The organism is Pelomonas parva (assembly GCF_043555835.1).
GTDB classification, from domain to species: Bacteria; Pseudomonadota; Gammaproteobacteria; order Burkholderiales; family Burkholderiaceae_C; genus Pelomonas; species Pelomonas parva.
The window spans coordinates 444,708-458,783 of sequence record NZ_JBIGHV010000002.1; the positions used below are offsets into that span (position 1 = coordinate 444,708).

At 68.3% G+C, this 14,076-nt stretch carries 16 protein-coding genes and 2 tRNA genes; 16 read left to right on the top strand and 2 right to left on the bottom strand.

All coding sequences use genetic code 11. The features are described from left to right. Positions 1-23 precede the first annotated feature (23 nt). The 15 genes from ACG00Y_RS05595 to ACG00Y_RS05665 all read left to right on the top strand — a co-directional run bounded on the left by ACG00Y_RS05595 (position 24) and on the right by ACG00Y_RS05665 (position 11,324). On the top strand, positions 24-746 hold the full coding sequence (locus ACG00Y_RS05595) for a YebC/PmpR family DNA-binding transcriptional regulator (RefSeq protein ID WP_394476770.1): 723 nt from the start codon (positions 24-26) through the stop codon (positions 744-746). Then, positions 746-2,032, top strand: a complete 1,287-nt coding sequence (purD, locus tag ACG00Y_RS05600) for a phosphoribosylamine--glycine ligase (protein WP_394476772.1) — start codon at positions 746-748, stop codon at positions 2,030-2,032. The genes ACG00Y_RS05595 and purD overlap by 1 nt, the downstream gene beginning before the upstream one ends. Next, a complete protein-coding gene (locus ACG00Y_RS05605) occupies positions 2,029-2,667 on the top strand; it encodes a 1-acyl-sn-glycerol-3-phosphate acyltransferase (protein WP_394476774.1) in 639 nt (212 codons plus the stop codon). Before purD ends, ACG00Y_RS05605 begins: the two co-directional genes overlap by 4 nt. After that, complete coding sequence (gene hemF / locus ACG00Y_RS05610; RefSeq protein ID WP_394476777.1) at positions 2,664-3,599, top strand: oxygen-dependent coproporphyrinogen oxidase; 936 nt, start codon at positions 2,664-2,666, stop codon at positions 3,597-3,599. Before ACG00Y_RS05605 ends, hemF begins: the two co-directional genes overlap by 4 nt. Continuing rightward, the gene (gene nadD / locus ACG00Y_RS05615) at positions 3,596-4,183 is read left to right on the top strand and encodes a nicotinate (nicotinamide) nucleotide adenylyltransferase (RefSeq protein ID WP_394476779.1); all 588 of its coding nucleotides are present in this window, start codon (positions 3,596-3,598) and stop codon (positions 4,181-4,183) included. The genes hemF and nadD overlap by 4 nt, the downstream gene beginning before the upstream one ends. Beyond that, positions 4,184-4,873 carry a ribosome silencing factor gene (gene rsfS / locus ACG00Y_RS05620; RefSeq protein ID WP_394476781.1) on the top strand — a complete coding sequence of 230 codons (690 nt, stop codon included), beginning with the start codon at positions 4,184-4,186 and terminating at the stop codon, positions 4,871-4,873. Further along, the gene (rlmH, locus tag ACG00Y_RS05625) at positions 4,873-5,340 is read left to right on the top strand and encodes a 23S rRNA (pseudouridine(1915)-N(3))-methyltransferase RlmH (RefSeq protein ID WP_394476783.1); all 468 of its coding nucleotides are present in this window, start codon (positions 4,873-4,875) and stop codon (positions 5,338-5,340) included. Before rsfS ends, rlmH begins: the two co-directional genes overlap by 1 nt. Then, positions 5,337-5,939, top strand: a complete 603-nt coding sequence (locus tag ACG00Y_RS05630) for a Maf family protein (protein WP_394476785.1) — start codon at positions 5,337-5,339, stop codon at positions 5,937-5,939. The genes rlmH and ACG00Y_RS05630 overlap by 4 nt, the downstream gene beginning before the upstream one ends. 47 nt (positions 5,940-5,986) lie before the next feature. After that, positions 5,987-7,471, top strand: coding sequence for a ribonuclease G (gene rng, locus ACG00Y_RS05635; protein ID WP_394476787.1), 1,485 nt, complete (start codon positions 5,987-5,989; stop codon positions 7,469-7,471). A 68-nt stretch (positions 7,472-7,539) separates the two neighbouring features. Next, positions 7,540-8,829: a Tol-Pal system beta propeller repeat protein TolB gene (gene tolB, locus ACG00Y_RS05640; RefSeq protein ID WP_394476789.1), complete on the top strand. Its 1,290-nt coding sequence runs from the start codon at positions 7,540-7,542 to the stop codon at positions 8,827-8,829. A gap of 100 nt (positions 8,830-8,929) precedes the next feature. Continuing rightward, on the top strand, positions 8,930-9,466 hold the full coding sequence (gene pal / locus ACG00Y_RS05645) for a peptidoglycan-associated lipoprotein Pal (protein WP_394476791.1): 537 nt from the start codon (positions 8,930-8,932) through the stop codon (positions 9,464-9,466). 2 nt (positions 9,467-9,468) lie between these two features. Further along, the gene (ybgF, locus tag ACG00Y_RS05650; RefSeq protein WP_394476793.1) at positions 9,469-10,251 is read left to right on the top strand and encodes a tol-pal system protein YbgF; all 783 of its coding nucleotides are present in this window, start codon (positions 9,469-9,471) and stop codon (positions 10,249-10,251) included. Between the two features lie 5 nt (positions 10,252-10,256). Beyond that, positions 10,257-11,045 carry a tRNA threonylcarbamoyladenosine dehydratase gene (locus ACG00Y_RS05655; protein WP_394476795.1) on the top strand — a complete coding sequence of 263 codons (789 nt, stop codon included), beginning with the start codon at positions 10,257-10,259 and terminating at the stop codon, positions 11,043-11,045. A gap of 55 nt (positions 11,046-11,100) precedes the next feature. Beyond that, a tRNA-Lys gene (locus ACG00Y_RS05660) sits at positions 11,101-11,176 on the top strand. Between the two features lie 72 nt (positions 11,177-11,248). Continuing rightward, positions 11,249-11,324, top strand: a tRNA-Lys gene (locus ACG00Y_RS05665). An 81-nt stretch (positions 11,325-11,405) separates the two neighbouring features. On the opposite strand, the gene ACG00Y_RS05670 is transcribed toward ACG00Y_RS05665, so the two are convergent. Beyond that, complete coding sequence (locus ACG00Y_RS05670; protein WP_394476797.1) at positions 11,406-12,215, bottom strand: substrate-binding periplasmic protein; 810 nt, start codon at positions 12,213-12,215, stop codon at positions 11,406-11,408. Then, complete coding sequence (locus ACG00Y_RS05675) at positions 12,212-13,735, bottom strand: glycine betaine ABC transporter substrate-binding protein (protein WP_394476799.1); 1,524 nt, start codon at positions 13,733-13,735, stop codon at positions 12,212-12,214. Before ACG00Y_RS05675 ends, ACG00Y_RS05670 begins: the two co-directional genes overlap by 4 nt. Before the next feature lie 121 nt (positions 13,736-13,856). On the opposite strand from ACG00Y_RS05675, the gene ACG00Y_RS05680 reads away from it, so the two are divergent. Beyond that, positions 13,857-14,060, top strand: a complete 204-nt coding sequence (locus ACG00Y_RS05680; protein WP_394476801.1) for a hypothetical protein — start codon at positions 13,857-13,859, stop codon at positions 14,058-14,060. The last annotated feature ends 16 nt before the right edge of the window (positions 14,061-14,076 follow it).

Consider the following 14,076-nt stretch of genomic DNA (forward strand, 5'->3'; position numbering starts at 1 on the left):
TGCGGCCGCCAGGAGCCGAACACATGGCTGGTCATTCCAAATGGGCCAATATTCAGCACCGAAAAGGTCGCCAGGACGAGAAGCGCGGCAAGATCTGGACCCGCATCATCCGTGAGATCACGGTCGCCGCGCGCCAGGGCGGCCCCGACATCAAGGACAACCCGCGCCTGCGTCTGGCCGTCGACAAGGCCAAGGGCGCCAACATGCCGGCCGACCGCATCAAGTACAACATCGACAAGGCCAGCGGGAACATCGACGGCCTGACCTATGAAGAAATCCGCTACGAAGGCTATGGCATCGGTGGTGCGGCCATCATGATCGACACGATGACGGACAACCGCGTCCGCACCGTGGCCGAGGTGCGCCACGCCTTCAGCAAGTACGGCGGCAACATGGGTACGGACGGCTCCGTGGCCTTCCAGTTCAAGCACTGCGGCCAGCTGCTGTTCGCGCCCGGCACGTCGGAAGACAAGGTCATGGAAGTGGCGCTGGAGGCCGGTGCCGAGGATGTCGTCACCGGCGACGACGGCGCCATCGAGGTGCTGACCTCGCCGGCCGACTATGAAGCCGTCAAGGCCGCGCTGGAAGCCGCCGGTCTGGTACCTGAGCTGTCGGAAGTGACGATGCGCCCCGAGAACACCATTGCGCTGAGCGGCGAAGACGCCGAGCGCATGCAGAAACTGCTGGACATCATCGAAGACCTGGACGACACCCAAGCCGTCTATCACAACGCGGAAATCGGCTGATGCGAGTTCTTGTCATTGGCAATGGCGGCCGCGAACACGCGCTGGCCTGGAAGCTGTCCCAGGCTGAGCGCGTCAGCCAGGTGTTAGTCGCCCCCGGCAACGGCGGCACCGCGCGCGACGAGCGGCTGCAGAACGTGGCCATCTCCGCCACCGACCCCAAGGCGCTGGCCGACTTCGCCGTCGAACACAAGATCACGCTGACCGTCGTGGGCCCCGAGGCGGCGCTGGCCGTCGGCGTCGTCGACGAGTTCCGCGCGCGCGGCCTGCGCATCTTTGGCCCGACCAAGGCTGCGGCCCAGCTCGAAAGCTCCAAGGCCTTCGCCAAGGACTTCATGAAGCGCCACGGCATCCCGACGGCGGCCTACGAGACCTTCACCGACCCGGCCGCCGCTCACGCCTATGTGGACGGTCGCGGCGCGCCCATCGTCATCAAGGCCGACGGCCTGGCGGCGGGCAAGGGCGTCGTCGTGGCGATGACGCTGGACGAGGCCCACGAGGCGATCTCGTGGATTCTTGAGGACAACAAGCTCGGCGTGACCCACAACGCCGGCGGCGCGCGGGTGGTCATCGAGGACTTCCTGGCCGGCGAGGAGGCCAGCTTCATCGTCGTCTGCGATGGCAAGAATGTCGTGTCGCTGGCCACCAGCCAGGACCACAAGCGCCTGCTGGACGGCGATGCCGGCCCCAACACCGGCGGCATGGGCGCCTATTCGCCCGCGCCGGTCGTCACGCCCAACGTGCATGCCAAGGTCATGCACGAGATCATCCAGCCGACCATCGCCGGCATGGCCCGCGACGGCCATCCGTTCACCGGCTTCCTGTATGCCGGGCTGATGATCGACGAGCAAGGCCAGCCCCGCACTGTCGAGTTCAACACCCGCATGGGCGACCCGGAGACGCAGCCCATCATGATGCGGCTCAAGAGCGACCTGTTCGAGCTGCTGCTGCATGCCACCGACGGCACGCTGGACGAGGTCGAGTTGCAATGGGACCGGCGCGTGGCGCTGGGCGTCGTGCTGGCCGCCGAGGGCTACCCGCTGAACCCGCGCAAGGGCGACGCCATCACCGGCCTGCCCGCAGACGAGGACGAGGCCATGGTCTTCCATGCCGGCACCACCGAGACCGACGGCCAACTGCTGACCAGCGGCGGCCGCGTGCTGTGCGTGACGGCGCTGGGCGAGTCCGCGCGCACCGCTGCGCAACGCGCCTACGAGCTGGCGGCTGGCATCCAGTTCGCCGGCCGCCAGTACCGCAGCGACATCGGCCACCGGGCCATCAAGCGTTGACAGCAGCGCCCGTCGTCCTGACCGGGCCGCTGCGCCCGCACCGCCGCGAGAGCCGCTTGGCGCGCGGCGTGTTGGGCCTGTTCGGCTGGAGGGTCGACGCACCCGGCGTGCCGGCGGAGCAGGGCGTCATCCTGGTCTATCCGCACACGTCCAACTGGGACTTCGTCATCGGCCTGCTGGCCAAGTGGGCGATCGGCATCGAGCTGCGCTTCTGGGGCAAGGACAGCCTGTTCAAGGCGCCGCTGCTGGGCCACTGGATGCGCTGGATCGGTGGCGTGGGCGTGGACCGCAGCAGCCCGCACGGCATCGTGGCCGACACGGTGCGGCAGATGCAGGCCGCCGCCGCGCGCGGCGAGCGCTTCTGGCTCGCGGCTGCGCCCGAGGGCACGCGCTCGCTGAAGGGTGGCTGGCGCACCGGCGCCTACCAGGTCGCGTTGCAGGCCGGCGTGCCGGTGGGCCTGTGCTACTTCGATTTCCGCGAGCAGGTCGTGTCGCTGACCCGCTTCGTCCAGCCGACAGGCGACGCGCAAGCTGACTTCGCCGCCTTTGCCGACTACCTGGGCCACCGCGTGGGCAAGCGCCCCGAGCTGGCCAGCCCCATCCAGCCCTGCTCCAGCCCAGGCCCCCGCTCATGAACACGCAAGCCGTCCGTGATTACCTGCTTGATCTGCAGCAGCGCATCGTCAGCGCGCTGGAGGCCGTGGATGGCAATGCCTTCCTCAGCGACGGCTGGACGCGCGAACCCGGCGGCCGGCTGGAGGGCGACGGCCTGTCGCGCCTCATCGAGGGCGGCGCCGTCTTCGAGCGTGGCGGCGTCAACTTCTCGCATGTGAAGGGCCGCGTGCTGCCGCCCTCGGCCACGCAGCACCGCCCCGAGCTGGCGGGCGCTCCCTTCGAGGCCATGGGGGTGTCGCTGGTACTGCACCCGCACAACCCCTTCGTGCCGACGGTACACATGAACGTGCGCATGTTCGCGGCGCTGCCGGCCGACGCACCGGCTGTGACCTGGTTCGGCGGCGGCATGGACTTGACGCCCTACTACGGCTACGAGCGCGACGCCCAGCACTTCCACCGCACCTGCCGCGATGCGCTTGCGCCCCACGGGCCGGAGCTGCACCCGAAGTTCAAGGCCTGGTGCGACGACTACTTCTTCCTGAAGCACCGCCAGGAGCCGCGCGGCATCGGCGGCATCTTCCTGGACGACTATGCGGACGGCGGCTTCGACGGCGGCTTCGCGCTGATCCGCTCCGTGGGCGACGCCTTCCTGGCCGCCTACCTGCCCATCGTCGAGCGCCGCCAGGGCTATGCCTACGGCGAGCGCGAGCGCGACTTCCAGGCCTACCGCCGCGGCCGCTACGTCGAGTTCAACCTCGTCTGGGACCGGGGCACGCTGTTCGGCCTGCAGTCCGGCGGCCGCACCGAGTCCATCCTGATGTCCATGCCTCCCCAGGTGACCTGGCGCTACGACTGGACCCCCGAGCCGGGCACGCCCGAGGCGCGCCTGTACACCGACTTCCTGCGCCCGCGTGACTGGGCCGACGAAACCCCGACTGCACTTTGGCTATGAAGTTGGCTCTCTTTGGCGGGAGTTTCGACCCGCCTCATCTTGGCCACCTGGCCTTCGCCCGCTTCGCGCTGGAGGCGCTCTCGCCCGAGCGCCTGCTGTGGCTGCCCGCCGGTCGCCAATGGCAGAAGCCCGACCAGATCATGGCGGCCGGCGTGCACCGCGTCGCGATGCTGCGGCGCCTCATCGCCGGCGAGCCGCGCTTCGCTGTCGACGACCGCGAACTGCACCGCCGCGGCCCCAGCTTCACGGCCGACACGCTGCGCGAGTTCAAGACCGAGTACCCCGCTGCCGAACTGTTGTTCCTCATCGGTCAGGACCAGTACGCCCGCCTGCCGACCTGGTACCGCGCCGAGGCGGTCACCCAGCTGGCGACACTCGTCGTCGTGCCACGCGCCGGTGAGGCCGTCGTCACGCCGCCCGGCATGCCGCCGCACCGCCTGCAGGTGCTGGACATGCCGGACACTCCCATCTCATCCACTGCCGTGCGCGAGGCCCTCGCCTGCGGTGACGACATCAGCCCCATGGTGGGCGCCGACGTGGCAAGCTATATTGGCTCGCACCGTCTTTACGGGAAGAAGCCCTGAATGGACATTCGCAAACTGCAACGAGCCATCGTCGATGGTCTCGAGGACGTCAAGGCTCAGAACATCGTCGTGTTCAACACCGAGCATTTGTCGCCCCTGTTCGAGCGCGTCATCATCGCCTCCGGCACCAGCAACCGGCAGACCAAGGCACTCGCGTCCAGCGTGCGTGAAACGGTCAAGGGCCGTGGCCTGCAGGTCATGCGCACCGAGGGCGAGGACAACGGCGAATGGATCATCGTCGACTGCGGCGCCGCCGTCGTCCACGTCATGCAGCCGGCCATCCGCGACTACTACCACCTCGAAGAGATCTGGGGCGACAAGCCCGTCAAGCTCAAGCTCGGTTCCAGCGAGGTCAAGCTGGTGAAGGCGTCCGAGGATGCCTCCGCCAAGCCTGCCAAGAAGTCCGGCAAGCCCCTCGGCCCGGTGGGTGTGAAGCAAGCCGCACCGGCGAAGAAGGCCGCGCCTGCTGCCAAGAAGCCGGCGGCCAAGAAGGCGCCGCGCGGTGTCGTCAGCGCCAAGACGCCGGCGACCAAGACGATGACGGTCGGTCTCGCCAAGCCGGCGGCCAAGAAGCCCGCCGCCAAGAAGGTCGCGGTCAAGACGACGGTTGGCGTGAAGAAGGCTGCCCCCACCAAGACCGTAGCGAAGAAGGTCGTAGCGGCCAAGAAGGCGGCTCCGAAGAAGCGCTGATGCGCCTCTTCCTCGTCGCCGTTGGCCAGCGCCAGCCGGCCTGGGCGGACACCGCCTTTGAGGACTTCGCCAAGCGCTTCCCGCCCGAACTCAAGCTCGAACTCAAGGCTGTCAAGGCCGAGACGCGCGGCAGCAAGACGGCCGAGCAGCTGATGGCGGCCGAAGCCGCGCGCATCGAGACGGCCTTGCCGAAGGGCGTGCGCCGCATCATCCTGGACGAGCGCGGCGAGCGCCGCACGTCGGTGCAACTGGCCGAGCGTCTGAAGCTGTGGATGGGTGAGGGACGCGACGCCGCCCTCATCATCGGCGGGCCCGATGGCCTGCATTCCGACCTCAAGGCCACGGCCGACGAGACGCTGCGCCTGTCCGACCTGACGCTGCCGCACGCCTTCGCCCGCGTGCTGCTGGCCGAGGGTCTCTATCGCGCCTGGACTGTCACGACCGGCCATCCGTACCACCGCGAATGAACAGATTCATCTACCTCGCCTCGCAAAGCCCGCGCCGCCGCCAGCTGCTGGCGCAGATCGGTGTGAGGCATGAGCTGCTGTTGCCCGGCACCGATGAAGATGCCGAGGCGCTGGAGATCGTGCAGGCCGGCGAGCTGCCCGAGACCTACTGCGCCCGCGTCACCGCCGCCAAGCTGGACGCGGCGCTGGCTCGCCTGACCGCGCGTGGCCTGCCGCCGGCGCCCATCCTGTGCGCAGACACCACCGTCGCGGTCGACGACCTCATCCTCGGCAAGCCCGAGGACGATGCCGATGCGCGCCGCATCCTCGGCCTGCTGTCGGGCCGCAGCCACCGCGTCATCACGGCGGTGGCCGTCGCCGATGCCGGCCGGCGCCTGTCGGCCCTGAACGTGTCTCACGTGGAATTCGCGCCGCTGTCTGCCGCTCAGATAGACCGCTACATCGCCAGTCGCGAGCCCTTCGGCAAGGCCGGCGCCTACGCCATCCAGAGCCAGGCAGCCGCCTGGATCGTGAAGATTGCCGGCAGCTACACCGGCATCATGGGGTTGCCCCTCTTTGAGACGGCGGCGCTCTTGGACAAATTCGGCTTCGAGCTCTGACGGCTGCGCGCACCATGCGCGCAGCCGTCAGCATTCAAAGGTTAGAGATGGAAGACATCCTGATCAACTGGTCCCCGCAGGAGACGCGGGTGGCAGTGGTCGAGAACGGCGCGGTGCAGGAACTGCACGTCGAGCGCACGCTGGAGCGGGGCCTCGTCGGCAACGTCTACCTTGGCAAGGTCGTGCGCGTGCTGCCCGGCATGCAGTCCGCCTTCATCGACATCGGCCTGGAGCGTGCCGCCTTCCTGCATGTCGCCGACCTGCACAGCGCCTCGCAGTTCGGCCATGGCCGGCACCAGAACGCAGACACGCCTCCGACGCCCATCGAGCGCCTGGTCTTCGAGGGCCAGCCGCTGACGGTGCAAGTCATCAAGGACCCGATCGGCACCAAGGGTGCGCGGCTGTCCAGCCAGATCAGCATCGCCGGCCGCATGCTGGTCTACCTGCCTCAGGACGAGCACATCGGCATCAGCCAGAAGATCGGCTCGCCCGAGACGCGCGAGGCGCTGCGCACGCGCATGCAGGCGCTGGTGGGCAGCAAGGAGCAGGGCGGCGGCGGTGGCTTCATTCTGCGCACGAACGCCGAGGACGCGTCGGACGAGGAACTGGGCGCCGACATCGCCTATCTGCGCAAGACCTGGCACCAGATCCGCGAGAAGGCACTGACGATGCAGCCCGCCAGCCTGCTGCACCAGGACCTCAGCCTCGTCGAGCGCGTGCTGCGCGACCTGACCCACGAGCGCACCGCGCACATCCGCATCGACTCGCGCATGCAGTACGACGTGCTGCGCGAGTTCGGCGAGACCTTCATGCCGGCCGCCACGGCCAAGCTGGAACACTACCGTGGCGAGCGGCCGATCTTCGATCTGTGCAATGTCGACGCCGAGATCGCCCGCGCGCTGATGCGCAAGGTGGAGCTGAAGTCCGGTGGCTCGCTGGTCTTCGACCAGACCGAGGCGATGACCACCGTCGACGTCAACACCGGCGGCTTCGTCGGCGCCAAGAACTTCGACGACACCATCTTCAAGACGAATCTCGAAGCGGCGGGATCGATTGCCCGCCAGCTGCGCCTGCGCAACCTTGGCGGCATCATCATCGTGGACTTCATCGACATGACTCGCGAGGAGCACAAGACGGCGGTGCTGGCGGAGTTCAAGAAGCAGCTCAGCAAGGACCGCACCAAGGTCACCGTCGGCGGCTTCACGCAGCTGGGCCTGGTCGAGATGACGCGCAAGCGCACACGCGAGTCGCTGTCGCGCATGCTCTGCGAGCCCTGCCCGACCTGCGAAGGCCGCGGCCAGGTGAAAACGGCGCGCTCGGTCTGCTATGACATCCTGCGCGAGATCCTGCGCGAGGCGCGCCAGTTCTCGCCACGCGAGTTCCGCGTCGTCGCGGCGGCCAATGTCGTCGAGATGATGCTCGACGAAGAAAGCGCCCACCTTGCTGGCCTGTCCGACTTCATCGGCAAGCCGATCTCGCTGACGGCCGAGCCGACCAACCAGACCGAGCACTACGACATCGTGCTGCTGTGAAGGCGTTCAGTCGCAACGCGGCCTCGTCCGACGTAGCGGCGCCGGCAGCTGCGGCAAAATCGCGCGCCATGCCTGCATCCGTCTCCCGTCGCCACGGCCTCCTGGCCCTTGCCGCCCTCGGCGCCTCCTTCGGCGCCACTCCCGCCCTGGCCCAGGTGCGCATCGACATCTCCGGCGTCGGCGGCACCCGCGTGCCGGTGGCCATCGTCGATTTCGGTGACCAGGCCAAGTCGCCCCAGCCCATCGCCGCCATCATCCGCGCCGACCTGGAGCGCAGCGGCCTGTTCCGCACGGTCGACGCGCCCGGCGGGCTGGTCGAGACCAGCAGCCCCGTCTACGCCGACTGGCGCGCCCGCCAGGCCGAGGCGCTCGTCGCCGGGTCGGTCAACCGCCTCGCCGATGGCCGCCTGGACATCCGCTTCAAGCTTTGGGACGTCGTGCGCGGCGCGGAGATCATTGGCCAGGCCCAGGCCGTGCTGCCCGACGACGCCCGCCTCGCTGCCCACCGCATCGCCGACATCGTCTACGAGAAGCTCACCGGCGAGAAGGGCGTGTTTGCCACGCGCATGGCCTATGTCACCAAGGCCGGCCGCCGCTACAGCCTGGTCATCGCTGATGCCGACGGCGAGAGCGCCAAGGTCGCGCTGGCCAGCCCCGAGCCCATCATTTCGCCTGCCTGGGCGCCCAATGGCCGCGAGCTGGCCTATGTCTCGTTCGAGAGCGGCAAGGCCACCGTGCGTATCCAGGACGTGCAGACCGGCGGCCGCCGGGTGCTGGCCGACTTCAAGGGCACCAACAGCGCGCCGGCCTGGTCGCCCGATGGCAACCAGCTCGTGCTCAGCCTGTCGCGCGACGGCGGCACCCAGCTCTTCGTCATCAACCGCGACGGGTCCGGCGTGCGCCGCATTGCGCAGAGCAGCGCCATCGATACCGAAGCCTGCTACGCGCCGGACGGCAGCAAGATCTACTTCGTCAGTGACCGTGGCGGCGGCCCGCAGATCTACCGCATGCCCGCCAGCGGCGGCACGGCCGAGCGCGTCACCTTCAGCGGCGGCTACAACATCAGCCCGGCCATCAGCCCCGATGGCCGCACGATGGCCTACATCAACCGCAGCGGCGGCGCCTTCCGCCTCAGCGTCATGGACCTCGCCACCGGGCAGTCGCAGACCATCAGCGAAGCCAACGACGACGAGAGCCCGGCCTTCGCGCCCAACGGCAAGCTCATCGTCTATGCGAGCCGCGCCGGCGGCAAGGAAGTGCTGATGACGACGACGCTGGACGGCAAGATCAAGACGCCGCTGCTGGTCACGCTGGCCGAAGTGCGCGAGCCCCACTGGGGTCCTTTTACACGTCAGTAACTTGACAAGTCGCACCATGTTGGACAATGCCGCGCCCGGCACCGCTGTCGGACCCGCTTAGTTCTTTTCTGCCCCCCCGTTCCGTTGTGGAGACATTCGAATGAAACTGACCCGCTTTGCGCTCACCCTGATTGCCGCAGCCGCCCTGGCCGGTTGCGGTTCCACCGTCAAGCTGGACGAGCCCGCGCCGGTCGAGACCCGTCAGCCCGAGGCGCCCAAGCCGGCCCCGGCGCAGAACACCGCCCAGGCGGTGCCCGAGTCCAAGGTCGCGACCATCGACCTTAACGCCCAGTTCACCGAACAAGTCCGTGACAAGCGCGTCGTCTACTTCGATTACGACAGCGACGTCGTCAAGGAAGAGTACCGCCCGCTGGTCGACCTGCACGCCAAGCGTCTGAACAACAACAAGAAGCTCGCACTGACCCTCGAAGGCCACACCGACGAACGCGGTGGCCGCGAGTACAACCTGGCCCTTGGCCAGCGCCGTGCCGAAGCTGTCTCGAAGTCGCTGACGCTGCTGGGTGTCGGTGCTGCGCAGGTCGAAGCTGTCAGCTACGGCAAGGAACGCCTGGCTGCCCAAGGTGGCGGCGAGGAAGCCTGGGCCAAGAACCGTCGCGTCGAGCTCAAGGACAAGTGACAGTGAAGCGCGTTCTGCGTGTGACGCTCCTGGCCCTGGCCACGAGCGCGGCCTTTCTGCAGCCGGCTCGCGCCGGCCTGTTCGAGGATGACGAAGCCCGCAAGGCCATCATCGAGCTGCGTGCCAAGGTCCAGGCCAACGAAGACGCCGCCAAGCGGAGCGCCGAACAGCTCAACGCGCTGATCCAGGATCAGCTCCAGCCGCTGCGCCGCAGCATGCTGGAGCTGAACAGCCAGATCGACGTGCTGCGCGGCGAGGTCGCCAAGCTGCGCGGTACCAACGAGCAGCTCGCCCGCGAGCTGGCCGACACGCAGCGCAAGCTGACCGACCAGTCGCAGTCCATCGATGCGCGCTTCAAGCCGCTGGAGCCGCAGAAGGTCAGCCTCGACGGCCGCGAGTTCCAGGTCGCGCCCGATGAGCGCAGTCAGTATGACGCCGCCATCGGCCTCGTGCGCCGAGGCGACTTCGCCGAGGCCGTGGCCGCGCTGAACGCCTTCCTGAAGCGCTACCCGGCCAGCGGCTACACCGACTCGGTGCGCTTCTGGCTCGGCAATGCCCAGTACGGCAAGCGTGACTACAAGGACGCCATCGCGACCTTCCGCGCCTTCGTCGCCGGCAACCCAGAGCATCCGCGCGCCGCCGAGGCGCTGCTAGCGCTGGGCAACTGCCAGGTCGAGCTGAAGGACAACAAGGCCGCCCGGCGCAGCTTTGACGACGTCATCAAGGCCTATCCCGGCACCGAGGCCGCCCAAGCCGCCAAGGAACGTCTGGCCACGCTGAAGTGACCGCGATGGATCAGCTCGACGCTGATCTGGAGCGTCGCTTCGGCGGTCTGCGCCGCCTGCACGGCGACGCGGCCTACCGGCGCCTGCGTACCGCGAGATTCGCGGTCGTGGGCCTGGGCGGTGTCGGCTCCTGGGCCGTGGAGGCGCTGGCCCGCAGCGGCGCTGCCGAGCTGATGCTGATCGACCTCGATCAGGTCTCCGAATCCAACATCAACCGCCAGATCCAGGCGCTGGGGTCCACCGTCGGCATGGCCAAGGCCGAGGCGCTGCGCCTGCGCATCGCCGACATTCATCCTGGCTGCGTCGTGTGCGTTGTCGAGGAGTTCGTCGAGCCGGACAACTGGCCTGGCCTGATCGGTGACGCCCAGTTCGACGGCCTCATCGACTGCTGCGACCAGGTGCGCGCCAAGGCCACGCTGGCCGCCTGGGCCCGAGAGCGGCAACTGCCCTTCGTCACCGTTGGTGCTGCCGGCGGCAAGCGCGAGCCGCATCGCGTGCAGATAGCCGACCTCAGTGCGACGACGCACGACCCGCTGTTAGCCTCACTGCGGCAGCGCCTGCGCAAGCACCACGCCGCGCCGCGAACGGGCAAGTTGGACGTCGCTTGCGTCTACTCGGTCGAGCCCGTGCATCTGCCGCAGCAAAGCGAAGGCGAAGCCTGTGACGTGGATGGCAGCCTGAACTGCCACGGCTACGGTTCCAGCGTCGCCGTCACTGCGACCTTCGGCCTGTGCGCGGCGGCCGAGTTGCAGCGCCTACACCTGGCGCGCACAGGCTTGAAGACTGCTGAATGAAAATTCTTGCGGGGCGCCAAAAAACCTGCCTATAATGGCGGGCTCTGCTTGACACGGGACGTTAGCTCAGTCGGTAGAGCAGCGGACTTTTAATCCGTTGGTCGCAGGTTCGAATCCTGCACGTCCCACCAGGTTTTTCAGCGGTGATTCGACGGAATCCACGCTACAATCACTGGCTCAGCACGGTTAGCCGAGTTGAATCAGGGCTCTTAGCTCAGTTGGTAGAGCAGCGGACTCTTAATCCGTAGGTCGAGTGTTCGAGTCACTCAGGGCCCACCAAATCAGCTTCCGGCAACGTCCGGTAGCGCAAAAAACCCCTTACGAATCAACGCGTAAGGGGTTTTTTGTTGTCTGCGCGGTTCACAGCGGCTTGACGTTGCCGTTCAGGCTGCCGGCCGGGTAGTTGTCGACGAACAGCCGCCAGACCCGCCCGGAGCGCACCGCCTGTGCGAATGCGGTGCGTAGCAGGCGGCGGTCGGCTTCGCCGAGCGTGTGGCGCGACAGGTAGAGGCCGCTTTCCGACCAGCCCAGTTCCTCCAGCGGCTCCGAGCGCACCTGGGGCATCAGTGGCGCGAGGTCGGGCTCCAGGGCCAGCGTGCCGATGAAGATGTTGGCCGTCATCACCGTGCCCTGGGCCAGGCCCAAGCGCAGCGCGCGGGCGACGCCGGCCGGGTCGGATTCCTCGACGAGGCGTTGCTGGGCCCGCAGCGCCGTCATCGCCTGCTCATAGGCCGGGCCGAAGGAGAAACCGCGCACGACGGCGATCTTGTAGTCGCGCTGCGCGACCAGCTCCGCCAGCGAGTTCGGCGCGGGCTTGCCCTGCGACAGCGACAACAGCGTGGCGCGCACCTGCAGCAGCGGCACGAACTCGCCGTGGGGGTCACGCGACGGCGAGGCGGATGCCGGCACGAGCAGGTCGGCCTGGCCGGTCTCGAACAGCTTCTGCAGCCGCGCCCGGGGCACGCGCTGCATCTGGAACTCGCAACCGACGCTGGCGCCCAGTTCGCGCAGCAGCGTGGGGTACAGGCCGCTGCTGCGTTCGCCGTCGAAGCTGACGCTCATGCCGACGGGCGCCATCGGCACGGCCATGGGGCGCGAGCAAGCCGCCTGCGCGGTTGCTGCAGCCAGCATGCCCCATGCCCACCAGACCGATCGCGTCGTTGCGTTCATGCCCCTCGGCTCCCTCTTGCCTGCGGGCGATTGTGCAGCCGCCCGACACGGCGCTCCAGCGCGTCGAAAGCGAGTTGCACCACGATGGCCAGCGCCGCAGCGGGCAGGGCGCCGGCCAGCAGCAGCGCGCTGTCGTTGACGGCCAGGCCCGCGACGATGCGCTCGCCCAGGCCACCGGCGCCGACGAAGGCCGCCACGGTAGCCGTGCCGACGTTGGTGACGGCCGCCGTCTTCACGCCGGCCATCAGCGTGGGCAGGGCCAGCGGCAGCTCGATGCTGCGCAGCGTCTGGCCGCGCGTCAGGCCCAGCGCCTGGGCGGCCTGCACGAGGCCGGGTGACACCGCCTGCAGGCCGGCATGGGTGTTGCGCACGATGGGCAGCAGCGCGTAGACGAACAACGCCAGCAGCGCCGGCACGAAACCAATGCGGCCCAGCAGCGCAATCAGGAAGGCCAGCAGCGCCAGCGAGGGCAGGGTCTGCAGCAGGCCGGCGAAGGCCATGACCGGCCCGGAGAGCCTGGGCCGCCGGTGCGCCGCAATGCCCAGCGGCACTGCCAGGGCGACGGCCAGTGCCACCGAGACCAGCACCAGCGCCAGATGCTGGCCCAGCAGCCGGGGCAGGTCGGGCGCCAGCAGGCGGTCCATCAAGCCGGGGCTTGCTGTCACCGCGCCAGCGCCGAGGAAGCTGCGCGCCACGACGGCGAAAGGCCGGCCCTCCAGCTCGGCCGCGGCGTTGAGCTCGATCATGCGCGCCGCCGGCAGCAGGCCGGCGAGGCCTTGCAGCGGGCGCTCGTCGACGCCGGCGCGCATCAGCAGCACGGCGTCGTAGCGCGGAAAGAAGCCGCGGTCGTCGCGCAGCACGCGCACCGGCTGGCGGGCGAGCTGGGCATCGGTCGTGTAGACGTCGATGAGGTCGACCTGGCCGCCGGCCAGCGCCTGGTAGGCCAGGCCATGGTCCAGCCCGTTGCCGGGTTTGAGCGTGATGCCGTAGGCGCGCTGTAGCGCCGGCCAGCCGTCGGCGCGGGCGATGAACTCGTGGGACAGGCCGGGCTTGAGTGCTGGCGCCTTGGCGGCCAGGTCGGAGATCGTCGCAATGCCCAGCCGCGCCGCGTCCGCCTCGCGCATCGCCAGCGCATAGCTGTTGTTGAAGCCCAGCGGCACGGCCGCCTTCAGGCCCAGCGGTTTCAGCCAGACGTTGATCTGCTTCAGCGGCGCCTGGGCATCGGCGGCCGAAGTGCGCTTGAGCAGCTCGCGCACGATGGTGCCGGTGTACTCTGGGTACAGGTCGATCTGCCCCTGCTGCAGCGCCGCCGCCAGGATGGCAGTGTTGCCCAGGCCCTGCCTGTGCTGGGCCGCGATGCCTTGTGCGGTCAGCGTCTGGCTGACGATTTCACCGAGCAGATAGCTTTCGGTGAAGCGCTTGGAGCCGACCTGAAGCGACTGGGCATGCAGATTGCCCATCAGCAGCAATGCGCCGCCCGCGAGGGCGACGCGGGCGAACAGCAGGACGAGCGCAATCATGGGTTTCATGATGCCTCGAACCAGCCGGTAGGAAGCCTCCTACGCAAAGGTGCAGCCGCCGCCGAAAGACGCCGCGCGTTTCGAGTTCTAGAGTTAAAGCCAATCAAGGAAGGAACCCCCCATGTCCCGAGCCCCCGATCACTTGTTGCGTCAGCATCTGGACAGCCTGGGCGCACATCTGCGCCAGTGCCGCAGCATCTCCGACCGCAGCCAGCGTGCCCTGTGTTCGCTGGAATCCATCGATGCGATGGTTGGCCACCGCTTGTTCACGACCGTGCTGCTCGGTGGACTTTTCATGCTGGTCTGCCTGGGTTTGACGGCCTGACAGCTCGTTTTACCGA

Excerpts from the sequence above, each read along its gene's own strand:
- rsfS (WP_394476781.1), top strand. The coding sequence starts at position 4,184 with ATGGACATTCGCAAACTGCAACGAGCCATCGTCGATGGTCTCGAGGAC.
- hemF (WP_394476777.1), top strand. The coding sequence starts at position 2,664 with ATGAACACGCAAGCCGTCCGTGATTACCTGCTTGATCTGCAGCAGCGC.
- ACG00Y_RS05595 (WP_394476770.1), top strand. The coding sequence starts at position 24 with ATGGCTGGTCATTCCAAATGGGCCAATATTCAGCACCGAAAAGGTCGC.
- tolB (WP_394476789.1), top strand. The coding sequence starts at position 7,540 with ATGCCTGCATCCGTCTCCCGTCGCCACGGCCTCCTGGCCCTTGCCGCC.
- purD (WP_394476772.1), top strand. The coding sequence starts at position 746 with ATGCGAGTTCTTGTCATTGGCAATGGCGGCCGCGAACACGCGCTGGCC.
- ACG00Y_RS05655 (WP_394476795.1), top strand. The coding sequence starts at position 10,257 with ATGGATCAGCTCGACGCTGATCTGGAGCGTCGCTTCGGCGGTCTGCGC.
- nadD (WP_394476779.1), top strand. The coding sequence starts at position 3,596 with ATGAAGTTGGCTCTCTTTGGCGGGAGTTTCGACCCGCCTCATCTTGGC.
- pal (WP_394476791.1), top strand. The coding sequence starts at position 8,930 with ATGAAACTGACCCGCTTTGCGCTCACCCTGATTGCCGCAGCCGCCCTG.
- rng (WP_394476787.1), top strand. The coding sequence starts at position 5,987 with ATGGAAGACATCCTGATCAACTGGTCCCCGCAGGAGACGCGGGTGGCA.
- ACG00Y_RS05675 (WP_394476799.1), bottom strand. The coding sequence starts at position 13,735 with ATGATTGCGCTCGTCCTGCTGTTCGCCCGCGTCGCCCTCGCGGGCGGC.
- rlmH (WP_394476783.1), top strand. The coding sequence starts at position 4,873 with ATGCGCCTCTTCCTCGTCGCCGTTGGCCAGCGCCAGCCGGCCTGGGCG.
- ACG00Y_RS05670 (WP_394476797.1), bottom strand. The coding sequence starts at position 12,215 with ATGAACGCAACGACGCGATCGGTCTGGTGGGCATGGGGCATGCTGGCT.
- ACG00Y_RS05630 (WP_394476785.1), top strand. The coding sequence starts at position 5,337 with ATGAACAGATTCATCTACCTCGCCTCGCAAAGCCCGCGCCGCCGCCAG.
- ACG00Y_RS05680 (WP_394476801.1), top strand. The coding sequence starts at position 13,857 with ATGTCCCGAGCCCCCGATCACTTGTTGCGTCAGCATCTGGACAGCCTG.